This window comes from Actinocorallia aurea (assembly GCF_054783995.1).
Genome location: NZ_BAAGPQ010000020.1, coordinates 170435 through 191176, shown reverse-complemented (window position 1 = coordinate 191176; position 20742 = coordinate 170435). Strand labels below are relative to the sequence as shown.

Annotated in this window: 17 protein-coding genes; 5 read left to right on the top strand and 12 right to left on the bottom strand. The window is 71.3% G+C overall.

All coding sequences use genetic code 11. The annotated features are described in order from the left end of the window. Nucleotides 1–73 precede the first annotated feature (73 nt). Nucleotides 74–1303 (top strand): lactate racemase domain-containing protein, encoded by a 1230-nt coding sequence (locus ACYVOM_RS24945; RefSeq protein ID WP_460305917.1) that lies wholly within the window; start codon nt 74–76, stop codon nt 1301–1303. Further along, nucleotides 1300–2520: a nickel pincer cofactor biosynthesis protein LarC gene (gene larC, locus ACYVOM_RS24940; protein WP_460305916.1), complete on the top strand. Its 1221-nt coding sequence runs from the start codon at nt 1300–1302 to the stop codon at nt 2518–2520. The genes ACYVOM_RS24945 and larC overlap by 4 nt, the downstream gene beginning before the upstream one ends. 21 nt (nt 2521–2541) lie before the next feature. On the opposite strand, the gene larB is transcribed toward larC, so the two are convergent. The 4 genes from larB to ACYVOM_RS24920 form a co-directional block, all read right to left on the bottom strand. Then, nucleotides 2542–3213: a nickel pincer cofactor biosynthesis protein LarB gene (gene larB / locus ACYVOM_RS24935; RefSeq protein ID WP_460305915.1), complete on the bottom strand. Its 672-nt coding sequence runs from the start codon at nt 3211–3213 to the stop codon at nt 2542–2544. Continuing rightward, nucleotides 3206–4051 (bottom strand): ATP-dependent sacrificial sulfur transferase LarE, encoded by an 846-nt coding sequence (gene larE, locus ACYVOM_RS24930; protein ID WP_460305914.1) that lies wholly within the window; start codon nt 4049–4051, stop codon nt 3206–3208. Before larE ends, larB begins: the two co-directional genes overlap by 8 nt. A 136-nt stretch (nt 4052–4187) precedes the next feature. Next, a complete protein-coding gene (uidA, locus tag ACYVOM_RS24925; protein ID WP_460305913.1) occupies nt 4188–5978 on the bottom strand; it encodes a beta-glucuronidase in 1791 nt (596 codons plus the stop codon). Between the two features lie 88 nt (nt 5979–6066). Then, complete coding sequence (locus tag ACYVOM_RS24920) at nt 6067–7278, bottom strand: family 1 glycosylhydrolase (RefSeq protein WP_460305912.1); 1212 nt, start codon at nt 7276–7278, stop codon at nt 6067–6069. 119 nt (nt 7279–7397) lie between these two features. On the opposite strand from ACYVOM_RS24920, the gene ACYVOM_RS24915 reads away from it, so the two are divergent. Beyond that, the gene (locus ACYVOM_RS24915) at nt 7398–8018 is read left to right on the top strand and encodes a TetR/AcrR family transcriptional regulator (protein WP_460305911.1); all 621 of its coding nucleotides are present in this window, start codon (nt 7398–7400) and stop codon (nt 8016–8018) included. Then, on the top strand, nt 8015–9112 hold the full coding sequence (locus ACYVOM_RS24910) for a Gfo/Idh/MocA family protein (protein ID WP_460305910.1): 1098 nt from the start codon (nt 8015–8017) through the stop codon (nt 9110–9112). The genes ACYVOM_RS24915 and ACYVOM_RS24910 overlap by 4 nt, the downstream gene beginning before the upstream one ends. On the opposite strand, the gene ACYVOM_RS24905 is transcribed toward ACYVOM_RS24910, so the two are convergent. The 4 genes from ACYVOM_RS24905 to ACYVOM_RS24890 form a co-directional block, all read right to left on the bottom strand. Beyond that, nucleotides 9027–9860, bottom strand: a complete 834-nt coding sequence (locus ACYVOM_RS24905) for an ATP-binding cassette domain-containing protein (protein ID WP_460305909.1) — start codon at nt 9858–9860, stop codon at nt 9027–9029. The genes ACYVOM_RS24910 and ACYVOM_RS24905 overlap by 86 nt on opposite strands. Continuing rightward, nucleotides 9860–11638: an ATP-binding cassette domain-containing protein gene (locus ACYVOM_RS24900; RefSeq protein WP_460305908.1), complete on the bottom strand. Its 1779-nt coding sequence runs from the start codon at nt 11636–11638 to the stop codon at nt 9860–9862. The genes ACYVOM_RS24905 and ACYVOM_RS24900 overlap by 1 nt, the downstream gene beginning before the upstream one ends. Continuing rightward, entirely contained in the window at nt 11635–12576 is a 942-nt protein-coding gene (locus ACYVOM_RS24895; protein ID WP_460305907.1) for an ABC transporter permease, read from the bottom strand. The genes ACYVOM_RS24900 and ACYVOM_RS24895 overlap by 4 nt, the downstream gene beginning before the upstream one ends. Before the next feature lie 70 nt (nt 12577–12646). Continuing rightward, nucleotides 12647–14197, bottom strand: a complete 1551-nt coding sequence (locus ACYVOM_RS24890; RefSeq protein ID WP_460305906.1) for an ABC transporter substrate-binding protein — start codon at nt 14195–14197, stop codon at nt 12647–12649. Nucleotides 14198–14560: 363 nt separating this feature from the next. Here ACYVOM_RS24890 and ACYVOM_RS24885 point away from each other — a divergent pair, with 363 nt between their 5' ends. Next, entirely contained in the window at nt 14561–15613 is a 1053-nt protein-coding gene (locus ACYVOM_RS24885; RefSeq protein WP_460305905.1) for a LacI family DNA-binding transcriptional regulator, read from the top strand. A gap of 59 nt (nt 15614–15672) precedes the next feature. Here the strand turns inward: ACYVOM_RS24885 and uidA (ACYVOM_RS24880) are convergent, their stop codons facing one another. The 4 genes from uidA (ACYVOM_RS24880) to ACYVOM_RS24865 all read right to left on the bottom strand — a co-directional run bounded on the left by uidA (ACYVOM_RS24880) (nt 15673) and on the right by ACYVOM_RS24865 (nt 20736). After that, entirely contained in the window at nt 15673–17451 is a 1779-nt protein-coding gene (gene uidA / locus ACYVOM_RS24880) for a beta-glucuronidase (protein WP_460305904.1), read from the bottom strand. A gap of 107 nt (nt 17452–17558) precedes the next feature. Continuing rightward, nucleotides 17559–18638, bottom strand: coding sequence for an XdhC family protein (locus ACYVOM_RS24875; protein ID WP_460305903.1), 1080 nt, complete (start codon nt 18636–18638; stop codon nt 17559–17561). A 23-nt stretch (nt 18639–18661) separates the two neighbouring features. Next, nucleotides 18662–19855, bottom strand: coding sequence for a cytochrome P450 (locus ACYVOM_RS24870; RefSeq protein WP_460305902.1), 1194 nt, complete (start codon nt 19853–19855; stop codon nt 18662–18664). Nucleotides 19856–19899: 44 nt separating this feature from the next. Next, complete coding sequence (locus ACYVOM_RS24865; protein ID WP_460305901.1) at nt 19900–20736, bottom strand: mycofactocin-coupled SDR family oxidoreductase; 837 nt, start codon at nt 20734–20736, stop codon at nt 19900–19902. Nucleotides 20737–20742: the final 6 nt, after the last annotated feature.

The window sequence follows — 20742 nt, the reverse complement described above, 5'->3', positions numbered from 1 at the left end:
CTCGGCGGCAATCGGTTGCCAGCTGTTGCCTCACGAAGTTGCCGCCCCATCGCCGTCGTGGTGACCTGACCGCATGACGCCACGGATCGGGGACGCCGGAACCGTCCTGCCCCAGGACGCGATCCGGTCCTTCATCACCGAGCGGCTGGCGGCCGAGGACCTCGACGGGCGCAGCGTCTGCCTGGTCGTTCCCGACGCCACCCGCAGCTGCCCCCTGCCCCTGCTCGTCGAGGCCGTGCACGGCGCGCTGCACGGCAGGGTCAGCCGCCTGACCGTACTCGTCGCGCTGGGCACCCACGCCCCGATGGGCGAGGCCGAACTGGCCGCCCACCTCCCGCCGCTGCCCGGCATGACGGTGCTCAACCACGCGTGGTGGGATCCCTCGACCTTCGTCTCGCTGGGTACCATCGGCGCGGACCGCGTCGCGGAACTTTCCGGAGGGCTCCTGCGCCGCGAGGTCGACGTGCGGCTGAACCGCGCGGTCGTCGAGCACGACGTCGCGCTGGTGGTCGGCCCGGTCTTCCCCCATGAGGTCGTCGGCTTCTCCGGCGGCGACAAGTACTTCTTTCCCGGGGTCGCGGGCGCCGAGATCATCGACCTCTCCCACTGGCTGGGCGCGCTCATCACCAGTGCGGAGATCATCGGGACCCGCGGGATCACCCCGGTGCGCGCCCTGATCCACGAGGCCGCCGCCCTGATCCCTTCCCGCCGGCGCGCGCTCTGCGTCGTGGTCCGGTCCGGCTCCCACGACCTCCATGCGCTCTCCTACGGCGCTCCGCAGGACGCCTGGGCGGCGGCCGCGGAGGTCTCCGCGCAGGCCCATGTGCGGTACCTGGACGCGCCGGTCCGCCGGGTCGTGTCGGTGATCCCCGGCAAGTACGACGACATGTGGACGGCTGCCAAGGGCTTCTACAAGCTGGAGCCGGTCGTCGCCGACGGCGGCGAGGTGATTCTCTACGCGCCGCACGTCACCGAGATCTCCGCGATGCACCCGGAGATCGCGGAGATCGGCTACCACTGCCGCGACTACTTCACCGCCCAGTGGGACCGCTTCGAGCACCTGCACTGGGGCGTCCTCGCGCACTCCACCCACCTGCGGGGCGCGGGTACCTACGACGCCGAGCGCGGGGAGCGCTTCCGGGTGAGGGTCACGCTCGCCACCGGCATCCCCGCCGAGACCGTCCGCGGGGCCAACCTCGATCACCTCGACCCGCGCGACGTGGACCTCGCCGCGCTCGCCGAAGACCCGGGCACCCTCGTGGTGCCGCAGGCCGGCGAGGTCCTGTACCGGCTGCGCTCGTGAGGACCGCGTGGATCGACGCCTCCGCGGGCGTCGCCGGCGACATGCTCCTCGCCGCGCTCCTGGACGCCGGGGCCGCGCCCGCCGCGGTGCGTGCCGCGGTGGAGGCCGTGATCCCGGGCGAGGTCGTCGTCGGCACCGAGGAGGTGCGGCGGGCCGGGCTGCGCGCGGTCCTGATGCGGATCCGCGCGCGCCGCGAGGAGCATCCGCACCGGACCTGGCGCGACGTGCGCGCCCTGATCGCGGGTGCCGCGATGCCCGAGCCGGTGGCCGACGCGGCCCTCGCGGTCTTCCGGAGGCTGGCCGAGGCCGAGGCGCACGTCCACGGGGCGGCCGTCGAGGACGTCCACTTCCACGAGGTGGGCGCCTGGGACTCCATCGCCGACGTCGTCGGAGTCTGCGCCGCCCTGCACGACCTCGGCGTGGAGGATCTGTCGGCCGGTCCCCTCGCGCTGGGATCGGGCGCGGTGCGCACGGCGCACGGCGTGCTTCCGGTGCCCGTCCCGGCCGTCGCGCGGCTCGCCGAGGGCTGGGACGTCGCGGCGGGCGGGGAAGGAGAACTGGCCACGCCCACGGGCGTCGCGCTGGTCACCGCGCTGGCCCGCCCGTGCCCGGCGCTCCCCCCGCTGCGCCTCGCGGCCACGGGCGTCGGGGCCGGGACCCGGGACGTCCCCGGGCGGGCGAACGTCGTCCGCGTCTTCCTCGGCGCGGCCGCCGACGGTCCCGAGACGACAGAGGCCGTGGTCCTGGAGGCCAATGTCGACGACCTCGACCCGCGGGTGTGGCCGAGCGTCCTGGCCTCCCTCCTCGATGCCGGGGCCTCCGACGCGTGGCTCGTCCCGATCCAGATGAAGAAGGGCCGCCCGGCCCACACCCTGTGCGTGCTCTCCCCCGCGAGCCGGGCCGACGAGCTGCGCGACGCGGTGTTCCGCCTCACCCCCACGCTGGGCGTTCGCGAACACCGGGTCCGCAAGTCGGCGCTGGAGCGCGGATGGAGCCACGTCGAGGTTCTCGGCGGTCTCCTGCCGGTGAAGATCGGGCACCGCGGTGGCGTGGTCGTCCAGGCGACGCCCGAGTTCGAGCCGGCCGCCCGGCTGGCCGCCGAGCGCGGCCTGCCGGTGCGCGCGGTCCTCGACGCGGCGGCGGGAGCCTCCTTCACGGCCGGGCTGCAGCCCGGCTCCGCGGTCCCCGACGAGCTGTGCGGGCGTCCCGACCGGTGAGGGTCCGCGCGCTGCGGGGAGTCAGGGGGCCGCGATCTGCGCGGCGAGGTGTCCCGCGCCGTAGCCGTTGTCGATGTTGACGACCGCGACTCCCGGAGAGCAGGCGTTGAGCATGGAGAGCAGCGGGGCGACCCCGCCGAAGGCGGCGCCGTAGCCGACGGAGGTGGGGACCGCGACGACGGGTGCGGCGACCAGGCCCGCGACGACGCTCGGCAGGGCGCCGTCCATCCCCGCCGCCACCACCACCGCGCGGGCCGAGCGCAGGGGATCGAGCAGCGCGAGCACGCGGTGCAGCCCGGCCACGCCGACGTCCACGAAGAGCTCGCAGGGGCGGCCGAGGTAGCGGGCGGTGAGCTCGGCCTCGCGCGCCACCGGGAGGTCCGAGGTCCCGGCGGCCAGCACGACCACCCGGCCCCCGGTGGGCTCCGGTGGGACCGGAGGCCAGGCCAGCAGCCTCGCCTCGTGGTCGTGGACGGCCTCGGGGAGTTCTTCGAGCACCGCCTCGGCGTGCTCGGGCGCCGCCCTGGTGAACAGGGCGACCCCTGCGTGGCGCTCGCGCAGCCGGGCGGCGATCGCACGGGTCTGGGCCGCCGTCTTGCCCTCGCAGTAGACCGCTTCGGGGTATCCGCGGCGCGCGGTCCTATCGTGGTCCAGCCGGGCGAACTCCTCGTGGGGACGCCACCGCTCAACCATTGCGGACCTCCACCAGGGGGAGGGTGAACGCACCGGAACGGATGCCGGCGAGGTCCACCGCGACGGTCGAGAACCCCGCCTCGCCGACCGCGGTGAGGACGAGTTCCCTCAAGGGGCCGGCCAGGTCGGCGATCCGGGACTCCGGCACCTCGATCCGGGCGGTGTCCCCGTGGTGGCGCACCCTGCATTCGGAGAACCCGAGCGCGCGCAGCGCGCGTTCGGCGTGCTCCACCTGCGCGAGCTTCTCCGGGGTGACCTCGGCGAAGTGCGGGATGCGCGAGGCGAGGCAGGGAGAGGCGGGCTTGTCCGCACTGGGCAGGCCCAGTGCGGAGGCCACCCGCCGCACGGCCCGCTTGTCCATGCCCGCGGCGGCCAGCGGGCGCAGCACTCCGCGCCCGTGCGCGGCGCGCGAGCCCGGCCGGTCCGGGCGCAGCAGGTCGTCGGCGTTCTCCCCGTAGGCGACGTCGGTGATGCCGTGGACCTGCGCGACGTCGTCGGCGATCCGCGCGAACAGCTCCTCCTTGCAGTGGAAGCAGCGGTCGGGGCCGTTCGCCCGGTAGGCGGGGCTGTCCCCCTCCCGGGTGACGACCTCCACGACCTGTGCGCCGATGTGCGCGGCGACCCGGTGCGCCGCGGCGCGTTCGTCGGCGGCCAGGCTCGGTGAGACGCCGAGCACCGCGACGACCTTGGCCGCGCCGAGTGCCCGGACGGCCAGCGCCAGCAGGACGGAGGAGTCCACTCCGCCGGAGAAGGCCACGGCCAGGCGGCCGGGCGTCTCCAGCAGGGCACCGACGCGGTCGGCCAGATCGGCCGTCTCGCCGGTGAGGGGCGGGAGCATGGGCGCTCCAATCCGCCGGCGCGCGGGGCCGGCACTCGTCAACGGTGTGCCCGCCCATTCAGCCTCCCGGCGGGGCCCGGCGACAAGCGGTTGCCATCACTTGCCCCCGCCCCGCAGACCCAGGTCAGCGGCCTCGTCAGTCCTGGGACGGCTTGCGGCCTTCGAGCCCGCGCCAGCGCCGTCGCAGGGCGTGCGCGGCCGCCTTGGGACGACGGTCACGGGTGAAGACGCCCTTCTTGTTGCCGTCCACCCGGTGGATCCCATGGGACGTGGCGAAGTCGGCGAAGTTCCACACGTGCTCGCCGATGAACTCCTCGATCCGGTCGAAGACGCGGTGGTTCATCTCCAGGTAGGCCTGCTGGTACTCCTCGCTCCACGGCTGGTCCCACACCGAGTGCAGCCCCGGCAGGGTGTCCGCGCCGTACTCCGCCATCATGATCGGCTTCCGGAACCGCTCGGCCCAGCCGCGCAGGTCCTTCTCCAGGTAGACCTCGGCCGTCTCCAGGTCACCGGTGGCCACGTACCAGCCGTAGTAGCGGTTGATCGAGATGACGTCGAACAGATCGGCGATGAGGTCGTTCTCGTGCGTGGCGAAGAGCACGGCGGTGCTGGTCACCGGCCGGGTCGGGTCGAGTTCGCGGGTGAGTTCCACCAGCGGCTCGAAGTACTCGCGGGCTCCCGGCTCGTTCGACGAGGGCTCGTTGGCGATGCACCACATGACGACACTCGGGTGGTTCTTGTCGCGTGCGATCAGCTCCCGGAGGTGCTGGGCGTGCGCCGCGCGGGTCTCGTCGTTGAACGTCGCCGGCGAGAACGTGGGCTGCGGGGCCTGGCCGGTGAGACCGCCCTGGACCATGAGGTTCAGGCCGACGGCCGCGGTCTCGTCGATGACGACGATGCCGTGCCGGTCGGCGAACTCCATGACCTCCTCGGCGTACGGGTAGTGCGCCGTGCGGAAGGAGTTGGCGCCGATCCAGTCCAGCAGCTGGAAGTCGTGGACGAGGTAGGCGTCGTCGTGGCCTTTGCCGCGGACGGCGCTGTCCTCGTGCTTGCCGAACCCGGTGAAGTAGAACGGCTCCCCGTTGATCAGGAATCGGGCGCCCCTGACCTCCACGGTCCGCACCCCGAAGGGCTCGGTGTAGGTGTCGACCACGTCGGCACCGTCGAGGACCTCCACCACGAGGTCGTACAGGTAGGCCGCTCCGGGCCGCCACAGGGTGGCGTCGTCGATCCGGAGGGTCCCTTGCGCTCCTTCGCCCTCGGCGACCTGCCGTCCCCGGGCGTCCAGGGCCCGTACCCGAACAGGTGCCTGGACGTTGGTGTCGACCGTGTAGTCGACGGTCCCTGTGGTCCCGTCCAGGCCGGTGACGATCGTGATGTCGCGGACGTGGACCTGCGGCTTGCTGTAGAGCCACACCGAGCGGGCCAGGCCGGCGTAGTTGTAGAAGTCGTGCAGGTACTTCTGCTCGCGCCTGCCCGCGTGGTTGACCGTGATCGTGCCCGGGGGGATGGTCACGTTCGTCAGCTCGTTGTTGACGCCGACCGTGAGGCGGAACTCCTCCCCCGCGCTCACGAGCTCGGTGATGTCGGCTTCGAAGGGCGTGTATCCGCCGACGTGCCGGGCCACCTCGACGTCGTCCACGTAGACCCGGCCCTCGTGGGTGGCGGAGTCGAACCGCAGGAGAACGCGTTCGCCCGACCAGCCGCGCGGCACGCGCACCTGGCGCTGGTACCAGACCCAGCCCACGTGGTCGCGGATGGCCGCGTCGGTGAACACGTCGTTGTAGCTGGCCGGGACCGGCGCCTCCAGGCCGGAGGAGAACGGATCGGTCCACTGCTGCGCCGTGTCGTCGCTCTCGACGGCGAACCGCCAGATGCCGTCGAGGTTCACCAGTTCGCGGGTCGCGGTCATACGTGGTCTCAACATGGTCTGCTCCCTCTCCGGCGTCGCCCGCCGGGGTCCTGCTCTGTCCGGTGATGAGGTGGCGGGCGGCACCACGGCGCCGCCTTCGCCGTCAGAGGGCGCCGCGCCCTGCGACCCCGCCCAGCCAGGCCAGGCTCGGCTTGGGGTGCCGCTGGAAGGTCTCGCGGTCGACCGCGATGAGGCCGAAGGTCGGCTTCCAGTGGCCCCACTCGAAGTTGTCCAGCGCGCTCCAGTGCAGGTAGCCGCGCACGTCGATGCCCTCGTCGATGGTCGCGAACAGGTGCCGGAGGGCTTCGGAGGTGTAGGCCACACGGCGGGTGTCGTCATCGGTGGCGATGCCGTTCTCGGTGATGAGGACGGGCACCTCACCGGTGACCTGCCAGGCGTGGCGGACGGCGATGCCGAGCGCGTCGGGCCGGTAGGCGTTGCCGGTGAGGGTCGTGTCGGGCGTCTGGGGATGCGGGACGATGCCGTTCTCGTCGACGTCCTGGCTGGAGTACGACTGCACTCCGATGAAGTCGTCCTCGCGTGCCGCCTCCAGGTAGAGGTTCTCCCGGACGTCCTGGAGCTCCTTGAGGAGGGCCTCGCAGCCCGGCCGGGCGACGAGCGCCTGGCACGCCACGGTCCAGCCGACCTTCGCGTCGGTGTTCTCCCACAGCACGCCGCGGGCGGCGTGGTGCGCCTCGATCAGACGGCGGCCGACCTCGGGGTCGGGGTTCGGCAGGACGGGCCGCGCCGCCCCTTCGACGGTGGGGCTCATCCACTTCTTCAAGTCCTCGCCGGACGCCATCGCCGCCTTGGCGGCACGTTCCATGCCGACCATGAGGGCCAGCATGTTCGGCTCGTTGATCGTGCACACCCACTCGACGCCGTCGAGGATGCCGGCCGCCTTGCGCACGTAGTCCGTGAAGCGCTCGACTGCGTCGTCGGCCATCCAGCTCCCCCGCTCGGCGAACCAGAGGGGGTGGGTGAAGTGGTGGAGGGTGACGACCGGCTTGAGGCCGAGTTCCAGCGCGGTGTCGATCATCCTGCGGTAGTGGGCGAGCTCGGCGTTCGAGTACCGGCCGGGAGCCGGCTCTATCCGGGCCCACTCGATGCCGAAGCGGTAGGAGTTCAGCCCGGCCTCGGCGAGCAGCCGCATGTCCTCGGCGAAGCGATGGTAGCTGTCGACCGCGTCGCCGCTGCGCTCCATGCCGGGCATGAGCTGCTCGCGCATCCACCAGTCGGTGTTGAGGTTGTTGCCCTCGATCTGGTGGGGTGCCGTCGAGGCTCCCCAGAGAAAGCCCGGAGCGAGTCGCGTCATCGTCGATGGTTCCTTCGGTAGGGGTGGTTCGCCTCCACGGGGCCCCTGGAATCGGCGGCCCGCGGTGGGCTAACATCAAAACAGTATCGCGACACTAATTTCAAGAGGGAGGGGAGGCGATGGAGACGACCGCGGCCCGCGGGCCCTACGCCAAGACCGCGCAGGTCAAGGTCCGGATCCTCGAAGCCTGCACCGACGCGTTCGGCGAGACCGGCTTCTACGGCGCCACCATGAAGGACATCGCCAAACGCGCCGGCATCAGCTACACAGGCCTCCTGCACCACTTCCCGAGCAAGGAGGATCTGCTGGCCGCGGTGCTGGCGCTGCGCGACGAGCGCAGCCATCGGTACCTGGAGTCCGCCAGCGCCCTCGACCCCGCGACCGACCCGCTCGACGCCCTGCGCGGAATGCTCACCGTCATCGTGGACAACGAACTGCGTCCGGGCCTGCTGGAGCTGCACTGCGTCCTGTCGGGCGAGGCGACCTCCGCGGACCACCCCGCGCACGCCTATTACGCCGAGCGCTACCGGATGCTCCGGGAGTTCTACACGAGCGTCTACACCGCCCTGGAGGAGCGCGGAGAACTGCGCTCCTCCATCGACTCCGCGACCCTGGCGACGATGACCATCTCCCTTCTCAACGGCCTGCAGGCCCAGTGGCTCTTCGACCGGGAGGCCGTCCGGATCGAGGCGTCGCTGAGGGCCTTCCTGGTGTCGTTCATCCCGGGACTGGCGCAGTGAGCCTCAGGATCGGCGTCCTGGGGGCCGCGCGGGCCGTGCGCGCCGGGCTGGTGGATCCGGCGGCGGAGACCGACGGCGTCGAGGTCTGCGCCATCGCGGCGCGGGACGCCGACCGGGCGGCCGCCTACGCGGCGGAGCACGGCATCCCCCGCGTCCTGCCCTCGTACGAGGCGGTCCTGGAGGACCCCGGCATCGACGCGGTGTTCGTCCCGACCCCCATCGCCCTGCACGGCCACTGGACGCGCAGGGCGCTCGCGGCGGGCAAGCACGTCCTGTGCGAGAAGCCCTTCACCGCGAACGCCGACGAGGCGGCCGAGATGGCGGAACTCTCGGACGCCGGCGACCTCGTGGTGATGGAGGCGTTCCACTCCCGGCACCATCCGATGTGGGCGCGGATGCGCGACGTCCTCGGCTCGGGGACGATCGGAGACCTGGTCTCGGCCCGCGCGGCGTTCACCGCCCCGCACCCTGACGCCTCCGACATCAGATGGAACCTCGCACTCGGCGGAGGCGCCCTCATGGACCTCGGGGTCTACCCGGTGCGGCTGCTGAGCTTCCTGTTCGGGACGCCCGTGGTGCGGCACGCGAAGGCCGTGGAGGCCGGCGGCGTCGACGCGGCGATGACCGCCGAACTCGACCTGCCCGGCGGGGCGGCGGGGCGGCCGGTCACCGGGCAGGTGGTGGCGAGCATGCGCGACGAGGACGGCTTCGCCGCCGAACTCGAGGTCACCGGATCAGCCGGGAGCCTTCACGTGCGCATGCCCTACCACCCCTACCTGTACGGCCTCATGACCGTCGCGACCCCTGCCGGAACCGTCACCGAGGAAGGCGACCCCCGCACGAGCTACGCGTTCCAGCTCGAGGTCTTCCGCGACGCGGTGCGCGACGGGCGCCCGGTCGTGACCGGCCCCCGCGAGGCCGCCGCCGCGATGCGGGTGATCGACGAGGTGTACCGGGCGGCGGGGATGGCGCCGAGAGCGCCCCATCCGGGCGTTTCGGCCGCCTCGCTCACGGCTGCGCGGCCATCAGCCGGCGCCGCTCCGTCCGCCGCTTCTCCTGCTCGACCGGATCGGCGACCGGGGACGCGAGCATGAGCCGCCGGGTGTAGGGGTGCTCGGGCGACGAGGTCACCGAGGCCGCGTCGCCCGTCTCCACGATGTCGCCGCGATAGATCACGCTCACCCGGTGGCTGATGTGCCGCACGACGGTGAGGTCGTGCGAGACGAACAGGTAGGCGACGCCGGTGCGCCTCTGGACGTCGATGAAGAGGTCGAGCACGCGCGCCTGGGTCGACAGGTCCAGGGCGGAGACGGGCTCGTCGCAGACGATGAGCCGGGGCTCCGGCGCCAGGGCCCGGGCGATCGCGACCCGTTGGCGCTGGCCGCCGCTGAACTCACGCGGCAGCCGTTCGGCCGCGTCCGCGGGCAGGCCCACCTGGTCGAGCAGCGCCCGCACACGCTCCCTGGACTCCTTGGCCGAGCGGCCCTGGACGACGAGCGGTTCGCTGAGGATGTCGCCGATCGTGAGCGACGGGTTCAGGGAGGTGTAGGGGTCCTGGAACACCACCTGGATGTCGCGGGCGAGGCCGCGGCGCTCCTTGGCCGAAGCGTGCGTGATGTCCTTCCCGTCGAAGAGGACCGATCCGCCCTTCGCCGGAGCCAGGCCCAGGACCGCGCGCCCGATGGTGGTCTTGCCGGAGCCGGACTCTCCGACCACGCCCAGCGTCTCGCCGCGGGCCACGGTCAGCGAGACCCCGTGGAGGATCTCCACCGGGCGGGCGCGGAATCCCTTACCGGGGTAGGAGACACGCAGATCGCGCACGTCGAGCAGGGGTGTCGTCATCACGCCTTCTTCCCGAGGACCTCGGCGGCCGAAGGATCGGTCCGCACCGTGCTCTCATCGAGGATGGAGTCCAGCAGCATCCGGGTGTAGGGGTGGGCGGGCGCCGCGAAGACGTTCCGGGCCCCGTCCGTCTCCACGATCTCGCCGCCCCGCATGACCGCGATGCGGTCGCAGAGGTCGGCGACCACCCCGAAGTTGTGGGTGACCAGCAGAACCGCCATGTCCAGCTCCTGTTGCAGGTCCCGCAGCAGGTCGAGGATCTCCGCCTGCACGGTGACGTCCAGAGCCGTGGTCGGCTCGTCGGCGATCAGCAGCTTCGGGCGGCCGGCGACGGCGCCGGCGATCAGGACGCGCTGCGCCATGCCCCCCGAGATCTGGTGCGGGTAGCACGAGAAGGTGCGCTCGGGCTCGGGGATGCCCACCCGGGCGAGCAGCTCCAGCACCCGGGTGCGCGCCTCGCGGCGGGACACCCTCGTCGCCGCGCGCAGTCCTTCGACGAGCTGCGCTCCCACGGTGAAAGACGGATCCAGATTGGACATCGGCTCCTGCGGCACATAAGCGATGGAGGTGCCGCGGATCCCGCGCAGTTCCCGTTCGGCCAGGCCGAGCAACTCGCGGCCGTCCAGGGTGATCGAGCCCCGCGTCACGACTGCTTCGGGCGGCAGCACGCCCAGCACCGCGAACGCTGTCTGCGTCTTGCCGGATCCCGACTCTCCGACCAGGCCCAGGGTCTCCCCCGCCTCCAGGCTGAGGTTGACTCCTCGCACGACTTCCGCGAAGTCTCCCGACGGCGTCGGGTAGGCGATGGCGAGGTCCCTCACCACGAGCAGCTTCGTGGTCCCGCCGCTGTCGGCCGGGGACTCCGCGACGGGCCGCCGCTCCTGTACCCGGCGCCTCGCGGGCTTGGGGCGCGACCCTTCCAGCGCGTCGCGCAGGGAGTTGCCGAGCAGGACGAGGGAGGCCGTCATGAAGCCGAGCACCAGGCTCGGCCACAGGAAGTGGAGGGGCTTCACGTAGAAGTTGGCGAAGCCCTCGGAGATCATCGCGCCGAAGCTCGCCACCGTGTTGGAGCCGACACCGAGGAAGGCGAGCCCGGACTGGAGGGCGATCGAGGTGCCCGCGAGGAACGCCGCGGCGATGATCACCGGCCCCCGGATGACGAAGAGAACATGCCGCCGCAGGATCCGCGAGTCCGGCAGCCCGGAGACGCGCGCGGCGTCGACGAACAGCTCGTTCCGCACGCCGATCACCAGATTGCGCACGAGGCGGAAGACGCTCGGCGACAGCAGCACCCCGAAGATCAGCATGGTGAAGCGGTAGTCGCCCTTGGTCACCGGCAGCAGCACGATGAGCAGAAGCAGCCCCGGGAAGGTCATCAGAAGGTTGAAGACCCATTCCGTGGTACCCCGGATCCGGCTCCCGAAGTAGCCTCCGACGAGCCCGGCGGTCACGCCCAGGGTCAGCGCGATACCGGTGCCGATCAGCGCCGAGACGACGCTGGTGACGACCGAGTGCAGCAGGCGCGCGTAGATGTCGCGGCCGCTCTGGTCGCCGCCGAGCAGGTAGCCGGGTGTTCCCGGATCGGCGTTGACCGCGTCGAGCGACGCCTCGTTCGGCCCGTGCCCGGCCAGGACGGGCGACAGCAGGCCGAGCACGACGACGATCGACAGGACCGCGGCCGCCGTGATCGCCTGCGGATCTCTGCGCAGCCTGTGGAACGCCGACCGTCGCCGGGACGCCGGAGGCTCCGCCGGGGCCACGAGGTCTGGAGTGCTCAACGGAGCCTCGCCTTCGGGTTGAGCCAGCCGTTCACCACGTCGACGACCAGGTTCACGGTCACGACGAGCAGGACGCTGAACAGGGTGATGCCCATGATGATCGGGATGTCGCCTTGCAGCGAGGCGTCGAAGGCGTAGCTCCCGTAGCCGGGCAGCGCGAACACCTTCTCGATGATGAGAGCGCCTCCGAGCATGGTGATGAACTCCAGGGACAGGACGGTGAGGGCGGGCCCCGCGGCGTTGCGCAGGGCGTGCCGCAGGACGATCGAACGCGTCCGGATCCCCCGTGTGCGCAGGGTGCGGACGTAGTCCTTGCGCAACTCGCCGATCATGGCGCCGCGGATCTGCGCCGCGAGGCTCGCGACGCCTCCGACCATCAGCGCGATCACCGGGATGGTGATCGTGGCCGCCCACCGGCCCGGGTCCTCCGACAGGGGCGTGTACCCCGTGGCCGGGAGCAGGTCGAGATTGAGCGCGAACACCACGACCAGGCCGATCGCCAGGAGGAGGTTCGGGACGATGTAGCCGAACAGCGAGGCGGCCTGCGCGAGGCGGTCGACGGCCCCGCCGAGCGTCGCCGCCGCCACGCCCAGGGCGACGCTGATGGCCACGGTGCACAGCAGGGCGACGACCACGATCGACAGGGTCACGGCCAGGCGGGAGGCCACCGCGTCGACGACCGGTTCGCTGGTGAAGTAGGAGACGCCGAGGTCGCCGCGCACCACGCCGCCCAGCCAGTCGAAGTACTGGACGAAGACCGGGCGGTCCAGCCCCTTGGCGGACTTCAGCGCCGCGACCGTCTCAGGGGTCGCCGCCGGGCCGAGGATGCTGCGCACGACGCCGTCGAACGACGTGCTCAGCAGGAGGAACGTGATCATCGTGACCAGGGCGGCGAGCACCAGGCCCGCGCCGAGACGGCGCAGCACATAAAGGATCATGAACGGTTCTTTCGCGCCGGGGGTATGGGGGCGGGTCCCGGGGCGGCGGCGCGCCGCCCCGGGATCGGTGTCAGCCGAACAGGCCGAACGCCCGGACGGTGTTGTACGTCGAGGAGCCGTCGCCGAGGTACTCGATGCCCTTCTTCGTGGCCCAGTTCGTCCCGATGTAGAAGAGCGGGGCGTCCCACGCCTCCTTCACCGTGAAGGAGTTGGCCTCCTTGAACAGCGCGCCCGCCTTCGCCGGGTCCAGCTCGGCGCCCGCGCCGGACATCGCCTTCGTGAGGGCCGGGTCCTCGCTCGCGAACGGGTTGAGGAAGCCGCGCGCGGAGAAGTTGTTCTGGACCTCGCGGTGCTCGGTGCTCAGACCGTCGACGAAGAAGAACATCGGGTACTCCTTGGAGGCGAGCGCCGCGACCGTGTTCTGCGGCGGCACCGGCTTCCAGGTGGCCTTGACGCCGATGTCGGCGAGCGCCTGGGTGATCGTCGGCTCGAACGGCTTGGAGAAGACGAGGCTCGGCATGGTCACCGAGAACCCGTCCGGGTAGCCGGCTTCGGCGAGGAGCTTCTTCGCCCCTGCGGGGTCGTAGGCGTAGGTCTGTTCAAGGGAGGCATCATAGGCCGTGCCCTTGGGGTTGAAGAGCTGGACCGTCGGCCTGCCCGCGCCCATGAGCAGCTGGTCGACCATCTTCTGCCGGTCGAAGGCCATGTTGATCGCCTGCCTGACCCGGGCGTCACCGAGAGGCTCGAGCTTGTCGCCCCCGCGGTCGGCCAGGACGAGGTTGCCGATCGCGGTGGCCTCGACGAACTTCACCTCGAACCCCGCCTGCCTGCTCGCCTCTACCTGCGGGGTGTCGACCACCGCCGCGTTGAGTTCGCCGGCCCGCAGTGCGTTGAACGCGGCGGTGCGGTCCTGGATGACCCGGATCCTGACGGTCTCGAAGGGGTAGGCCTTGGCGTTCCAGTAGTCGTCGCGCCGGTTCAGGACGTAGGTCGACCCGGTCACGGTCTGGGCCTTGTCGAGGGTGTACGGACCGGAGCCGACGGGGTTGAGCGCGGTCTGGTCACCGTCGATCGTCGCCGGGTCCCCGATGACCCCCGCGCCGTGGGCGAGGGAGACGACCAGCGAGCTGTCGGGGGCCTTCAGCGCCAGCACGACGGTGAGGTCGTCGGGGGTGGCGATCGAGGAGACGCTCGCGAGCTTGCCCTGCTGCTGGCCCGGCGTCTTCATGGTCCGCTCGAGGGTGGCCTTCACCGCCGCGGCGTTCACCGGGGCTCCGGAAGTGAACTTCATGCCGGCCCGCAGCCTGAGGGTCAGCGCCCGCCCGTCCTCGGAGTACTCCCAGCTCTCGGCGGCGTTGGGCTTGACCGTCCCGTCGTTGTCGAGGAAGAGGAGTGTGTCGTACAGGGAGTTCCAGACGTAGGTCTGCTGTCCTTCGGCCAACTGCGCCGGGTCGAACGAGTTGGGGGCACCCTGGATCGCGAAGGCGAGCGTCGTGTCCGCGGCCGAGGAGGAGCCTTCTCCGGAACCCCCGCACGCAGCCGTTGCCAGCAGGGCCGCGGTGGCGATCGTGGTGACGGCGGTCCGCGACCAGGGTCGTGCGCCGAGAGGCCGAATACGCATGAGCGAAATTCCTTTGCCCTGTGAATTGCGATTTCTCGCGGGGATGGGGGTGGGAGAGCACGCAATTTCCCAGACCGCGCGCTCTGAAATACATGAGCTACCGAACGTGGTGTTCGCAGACCACAGGCCCGCCTACACTAAGGTGTCCACTGGACGAGTGGTCAAGGTAGGTGCGCAGGTCATCGCGCCGGGGAGAGCGCGTCATGCCGGACTCCTTGGTGGGGTGGCGGCGGGCGGGCCCGCGTTTCTCTCGCGTTGAGGGCCAATTAATCGCTTCGCCTTCGCGCGCGGCAAGCGGTTGCCATCAGTTGCCGTGATCTGGGCCACTCGGCCTGCGACGGTCTGCAGGGAAAGCGAAAACCAGTGAACGAACAGGACGACGGCGCCCCCGTCCCGGACACCCCGCGCAAGCCTCCGACGATCTACGACGTCGCCGAAGCCGCGGGAGTGGCGGCGTCCACCGTCTCCCGCGCGTTCGCCCGGCCGGGGCGGGTCAACGCCGTGACCGCCGAGCGCATCCGGAAGGTGGCGGCGGAACTCGGATACCGGGTCAACCCCCTGGCCTCGGCGCTGCCGACGGGCCGCACCTCGATGCTCGCCCTGGTGGTCTCCGACGTGACCAACCCGTTCTACGCGGAGATCATCCGCGGTGCGGAGGCGGCGGCCGCCGAGGCCGGTCTGGTCATGCTGCTCATCGACGCCCAGGAGTCCGACCGGCTGGAGCGCGACAGCCTGGAACGCGCGCTGCCGATCGTCGAGGGCGCGGTGCTGGCCGGCACCCGGATGTCGGACTCGGCCATCCGCATGGCCGCCAAACAGCGGCCCATGGTGGTGCTGAACCGCGAGGTGGCCGACGTTCCGAGCATCGTGCTGGACAACGCGCTCGGCATGCGGCTGGCCGTCCGGCACCTCGAAGTGCTCGACCACCGCGCGGTGACGTACGTGGCCGGGCCCGAGGCCTCCTGGGTGGACGGCATGCGCTGGCGTCGCCTGCGGGAGGCCGCCGGCGACGCGGGGCTGCGGGTGCAGCGGGTGGGCCCGTTCCCGCCCACCGTCGCGGGCGGGCGGGAGGCATGCGAGGCGCTGCTCGGCGATCTTCCGACGGCCGTCGTCGCCTACAACGACCAGGTGGCCATCGGCCTGATGCTGGCCCTTCAGGCGGCGGGCCACCGGGTCCCCGAGGAGGTCAGCGTGATCGGGTGCGACAACATCTTCCCCGCCCAGCTCGTCACGCCGGGGCTGACCACCGTGGCCGCGCCGCTGAGCACCCAGGGCCGCAGCGCCGTCAACGCCCTCCTCGCCGCCCGCTCCGGGGTCTCCCTGCGCACGACCCCGACGGTCCCCCTCCCGGTCAAGCTCCTGGTCCGCGGTTCCACCGCCCGCCGCCGCCACCCCCTGACCCTGCGGCCCCGCTAGCACGCGGAGCGGCCGGAGGCACACGAGGTGCCTCCGGCCTTCCTCCCGTCCGGGATCGGTCAAAGGTCGTCGCGCCAACGGCGGCGCACGGCGAAGGCAGCGCCCTTGGGGCGGCGATCACGGGTGAAGACGCCCTTCCGGTTTCCGTCGACCCGCACGATCGCCGAGCGGGTGGCGAAGTCGGCGAAGTTCCAGATGTGCTCGCCCACAACGGCCTCGACGCGGTCGAACACCCGGTGGTAGGTCTCCAGGAGACCGGTCTGGTACTCCTCCGACCACGGGGTGTCGACGACGGAGTGCAGGCCGGAGACGGCGTCCGCGCCGTACTCGGTCACGATGATGGGCTTCGCGTGCCGCTCGGCCCAGCCGCGAAGTTCCGCCTCCAGCGCGGTCTCGGCCCGGGCCAGATCCCCGTTGTGGGCGTACCAGCCGTAGTACCGGTTGAGCATGACCACGTCGGCGAGATCGGTCAGTGTGCAGGTGTCCGGACGGTCGGCGATCATGTTGACGAATCCGACGGGCCGGGAGGGATCCAGCCTGCGGGCCTCGGCGAACAGCGGCGCGAAGTAGTCGCGTGCGCCGGGGTCGCCCGCGTCGGGCTCGTTGGCGATGCACCACAGCACGACGCTGGGGTGGTTGCGGTCGCGCTCGACGAGTTCCCGGACCGCCTGGAGATGAGTGCGCCGCGTCTCGGACCCGATGGTCTGCTCGGAGTAGGTGGCCGGCACGTCAGTGCGGCCGTAGGTCACCAGGATGCGGAGGTTCATACCGACTGCGGCGGTCTCGTCGATGACGACGATGCCGTGCCGGTCGGCGTAGTCCAGAACCTCCTCGGCGTACGGGTAGTGCGAGGTGCGGAACGAGTTGGCGCCGATCCACTTCATCAGTTCGAAGTCGTGCACCATGAGGGCGTCGTCGTGGCCCTTGCCCCGGATGAGGGCGTCCTCGTGCTTGCCGAATCCCCGGAAATGGAAGGGCTCGCCGTTGATGAGGAACTCGGTGCCGCGCACCTCGACCGTGCGGATGCCCACCGGGAGGACGTAGCTGTCGACGAGGGCTCCGTCTGCGTCGTGCAGGGCCGCCTCCAGCTCGTAGAGGTATCCGTCGCCCGGTGCCCATGCGTGCACGTCCGGAACGGTGAGCAGCCCTTCGGTGCCCTCGGCGGCGGCGACCTGCGCGCCGTCGGCGTCGCGCAGCGTCAGGCGCGCCGCGGCCGGGCCCTCATGCGTCACGGCGTACCGGACGGTTCCGGTGCCGTCCGTGAGCCCGGTGTCGACTTCGATCCCCGTGATGTGCGTCTTCGGGGTGCTGTAGAGCCAGACCGAGCGGTGCAGCCCGGCGTAGTTGAAGAAGTCGTGGAAGTAGTTCTGCGTGCGCCCTGCGGAGGTCTCCTGCACTTCGCCCGGGGGCACCGACGCCCAGGTCAGCTCGTTGTTGACGACCACGGTGATCCGCACCCGGCCGCCCGGCACCACATGGTCGGTGATGTCGGCCTCGAAGGGGGTGTAGCCGCCCTCGTGCTCGGCCACGCACACGTCGCCGACCCAGACCACGGCGCGGTGCGTCGCGGAATCGAAGCGGAGGACCAACCGTTCCCCCGCCCAGCCCCGGGGCACCCGCACCGTGGTCTGGTACCAGGCGTCGCCGACGTGGTCGCGAACGGCCAGGTCCGGCACGATGTCGTTGTAGCTCGCCGGTACCGGCATCTCCTTCGCCCCGCGGAGGTCGTCCTCCCACCACCGTGCGGCGCGCCCTTCCCCGCCCGGGTCGAGGCGGAACGTCCACAGGCCGTTCAGGCACTTGCGCTCACGGGTCTCGCTGTCTTGCGGGCGCAGCATCCGGCGCTCCTTCGTCTCCTTGATAGCAGGGCGGCCCCATTAGGTCCGTGCCCCGGACCTCGCAGCAAGCGGTTGCCGGGTGTTGTCTCCAGCGCCACGGCCAGGGATCAGCCGGTGCCCGTGGCCCCGGCGTGGTCGCGGTGGAGGGGGCCTTCGGTGTCGCTCAGGGGATGGCCGGAGCCGCCGCGCCGGGTGGCGATGATCTCCGCGGCGATGGCGACGGCGGTCTCCTCCGGGGTCAGGGAGCCCAGGTCGAGACCGATCGGCGAGCGCAGGCGCGCGAGCTCCGTGTCGGTGAGGCCCGCCTCGCGCAGCCGTTCGCGCCGGTCTGCATGCGTGCGGCGGGAGCCCATGGCGCCGACGTAGGCGACGGGGAGGCGGAGAGCCACCTCCAGGAGCGGCACGTCGAACTTGGCGTCGTGGGTCAGGACCACGACGACCGTGCGGGCGTCCACCGGGGTCTTCGCGAGATAGCGGTGCGGCCAGTCGGCCACGACCTCGTGGGCGTCCGGAAAGCGGGCGGGTGTGGCGAACACCGGGCGGGCGTCGCAGACCGTCACCCGGTAGCCGAGGAACCGGCCGATCGAGGCGACCGCGCCCGCGTGGTCGATCGCGCCGAAGACCAGGAGCCGGGGGCTCGTGGCGTGGGAGGCGACGAAGACCTCCAGGCCGGGCCGGCAGCGGACCGGGAAGACCCCGGTCACGCCGCCGTCCAGCAGGGCCCGGGTCTCGGCCGTCACGACGCGATCGACCTCGGCGTCGCCGGTGGTGCCGTGGTGACCGTCGGTCAGGACGGCGAAGGTGTCGCCTCCGCCGTTCAGCACGTGCGCCACCGCCACCGGGGACGCCGCGCAGGCCGCCGCGACGACCTCCGGCGGGGGCGCGGGCTGGACGAAGACCTCCACCGTTCCACCGCAGGTCAGGCCGACCGCGAAGGCGGTGTCGTCGGAATAGCCGAAGCTCTCCCGCACCGCCTCCCCGGTCTCCAGGACCCGCGTGCACAACGCGTGGACGGCTCCTTCGACGCAGCCTCCCGAGACGCTGCCCACCGCCTCGCCGTCCTCGGCTACCGCCATGGCCGCGCCGGGCCGCCGGGGCGCGCTGCCGCGCACCCCGACGACCGTGGCCAGCGCGTACCGCGTCCCCGCCTCATGCCAGGCGAGCAGCCTGGCCGCGATCTCCCGCATGGACTCTTCCGATCGGGTCCCGCTCAGCGCAGGACGAGGGGCAGGGTCTCCCAGCCGCGCACGGTGGAGGTCTGGCCGAGCCTGGCGTTGTCCCAGTCCACCTCCCAGGTCGGGAAGCGCCTGAGGATCTCCTCCATCGCGATCTTCCCCTCCAGACGGGCGAGGGAGGCGCCCAGGCAGTAGTGCCCGCCGAGACCGAAGGTGAGCTGCTGCCCGACGTTGCGGTGGATGTCGAAGCGGTCCGGGTCGGTGTGCCGCTGGGGGTCGCGGTTCGCCGAACCGACGATGAACATCAGGGCGCTCCCGGCGGGGATCGTCCGGTCGTGGAAGACCACGTCCTCGTTGACGTACCGGGCGATGAAGTGCCCGGTCGGCTCGTAGCGCAGGATCTCCTCGATCGCCCCCGGCACCAGGGACGGGTCCTCGGCGATCTCCCGGCGCTGGTCGGGGTGCTGGGCGAGCACGGCTCCGATCCAGCCGATGAGCCGTCCGGTGGTCTCGTTCCCGGCTGCGGCGACGACCGTGACGTAGGTGAGGACCTCGTCGCGGGTGAGCCTGCGCACGACGCCGTTCTCGTCCTCGAACTCCGCGGTCAGCAGGTCCGTCATGAGGTCGTTCGACGGATTGTCCTTGCGCCAGTCGATGTAGTCGCCGAAGGCCTCGTTGGTGAGCGTCTCCGCCCCGTGGAACTCCATCTTCTGGCCGTCCTCGGTCCGCAGGGCCTCATCGGCCATGTCGCGGATCGCGGGCTGGTCCGCCTCCGGGATGCCCAGGAGCATGCCGATGACGCGCATCGGCATCTGCGCGCCGACCGCCTCGATGAGGTCGAAGCGGTCGGCGCCGACGAGCGGGTCGAGGACGCCCGTGCAGAATTGGCGGACCTGCGGCTCCAGCATGCTGATCCGCCGCGGGGTGAAGACCCGCGACAGCAGCCGCCGGTGGATGTCGTGGACGGGCGGGTCCTCGAAGATCAGGGTCCCCGAAGGCATCTCGAAACCCGACTGGATGATCTCCAGGATGTCGCCGCGCGACGAGGAGAACCGGCGCCAGTCCGGCAGTCCCCGCTCGCAGTCGGCGAACCGGCTGACCGCGTAGAAGTCGTACTTCTCGTTGTAGTAAAGCGGCATCTCCTCGCGGAGCCGCTGGTAGAGCGGGTACGGATCGAGCGCGAACTTCGCGTCGTAGGGGTCCCAGTAGATCTCGCCGCCGGTCGCCATCTGTTACGCCTCCCTGGCCCGTGGTTGTAGGTCTGTCCGCGCGATCACTTGAGCAGCGCGCCGGCGTCGATCGGCAGGGTCACGCCGGTGACGTAGCGGGCCTCGTCGGAGACGAGGAAGAGGATCGCGTTGCTGATGTCCACCGGCTCGACCCACGGCACCGGGAGGGTGTTCATCATCTGCGAGATCGGCGCGATGTCGGCCTGGGTGGGGTTCTCCAGGTCCGGGCGGAACATCCGGTAGGTCATGTCGTTCATCATCATCGGGCTGTTCACCTGGGTCGGGTGGACGGTGTTGACCCGGATGCTGTGCGGCGCGAACTCCACCGCCATGCTGCGCATGAGCCCGACGACGCCGTGCTTGCTGGCGATGTAGTTGGCGATGTTCGGGTGGGCCTTGAGCCCGCCGACGGAGCTGGTGAGGACGATCGAGCCGCCGCGTCCGGCGTCGATGATGTGCTGGACGCCCGCCTTCACCGTGTGCCAGGCCCCGGTGAGATTGACGTCCATGGAGTCCCGCCACAGGCTCGGGTCCATCTTCTCCACCGCGTCGCCCGCGGCGGCGAGGCCCGCGTTGGCGAGGATGATGTCCAGCCGCCCGAACTGCTCCACCCCCTCGTCGACCGCGGCCTTGACCGCGACGTAGTCGCGGACGTCGACCTGCGCGGCGAAGATCCGGCGGCCGAGCTTCTCCACCTGCGCGACGGTCTCGGCGAGGTCCTCGGGAGTGCCCATGGGGACGGGGACCGACGGGATCTGGCGGCAGACGTCGATCGCGATGATGTCCGCCCCCTCTTCCGCCAGCCGCACCGCGTGGCTGCGGCCCTGGCCGCGTGCCGCGCCCGTGATGAACGCGACCTTGCCCTCGACTCTTCCGGCCATGTTTCC

Coding starts and splice junctions, on each gene's coding strand:
- ACYVOM_RS24905 (WP_460305909.1), bottom strand. CDS start 9,860: ATGACGACACCCCTGCTCGACGTGCGCGATCTGCGTGTCTCCTACCCC.
- ACYVOM_RS24870 (WP_460305902.1), bottom strand. CDS start 19,855: ATGGCGACCGGCGGCGAGATCTACTGGGACCCCTACGACGCGAAGTTC.
- uidA (WP_460305904.1), bottom strand. CDS start 17,451: ATGCTGCGCCCGCAAGACAGCGAGACCCGTGAGCGCAAGTGCCTGAAC.
- ACYVOM_RS24920 (WP_460305912.1), bottom strand. CDS start 7,278: ATGACGCGACTCGCTCCGGGCTTTCTCTGGGGAGCCTCGACGGCACCC.
- larB (WP_460305915.1), bottom strand. CDS start 3,213: ATGGTTGAGCGGTGGCGTCCCCACGAGGAGTTCGCCCGGCTGGACCAC.
- uidA (WP_460305913.1), bottom strand. CDS start 5,978: ATGTTGAGACCACGTATGACCGCGACCCGCGAACTGGTGAACCTCGAC.
- ACYVOM_RS24890 (WP_460305906.1), bottom strand. CDS start 14,197: ATGCGTATTCGGCCTCTCGGCGCACGACCCTGGTCGCGGACCGCCGTC.
- ACYVOM_RS24895 (WP_460305907.1), bottom strand. CDS start 12,576: ATGATCCTTTATGTGCTGCGCCGTCTCGGCGCGGGCCTGGTGCTCGCC.
- ACYVOM_RS24915 (WP_460305911.1), top strand. CDS start 7,398: ATGGAGACGACCGCGGCCCGCGGGCCCTACGCCAAGACCGCGCAGGTC.
- larE (WP_460305914.1), bottom strand. CDS start 4,051: ATGCTCCCGCCCCTCACCGGCGAGACGGCCGATCTGGCCGACCGCGTC.
- ACYVOM_RS24865 (WP_460305901.1), bottom strand. CDS start 20,736: ATGGCCGGAAGAGTCGAGGGCAAGGTCGCGTTCATCACGGGCGCGGCA.
- ACYVOM_RS24945 (WP_460305917.1), top strand. CDS start 74: ATGACGCCACGGATCGGGGACGCCGGAACCGTCCTGCCCCAGGACGCG.
- ACYVOM_RS24875 (WP_460305903.1), bottom strand. CDS start 18,638: ATGCGGGAGATCGCGGCCAGGCTGCTCGCCTGGCATGAGGCGGGGACG.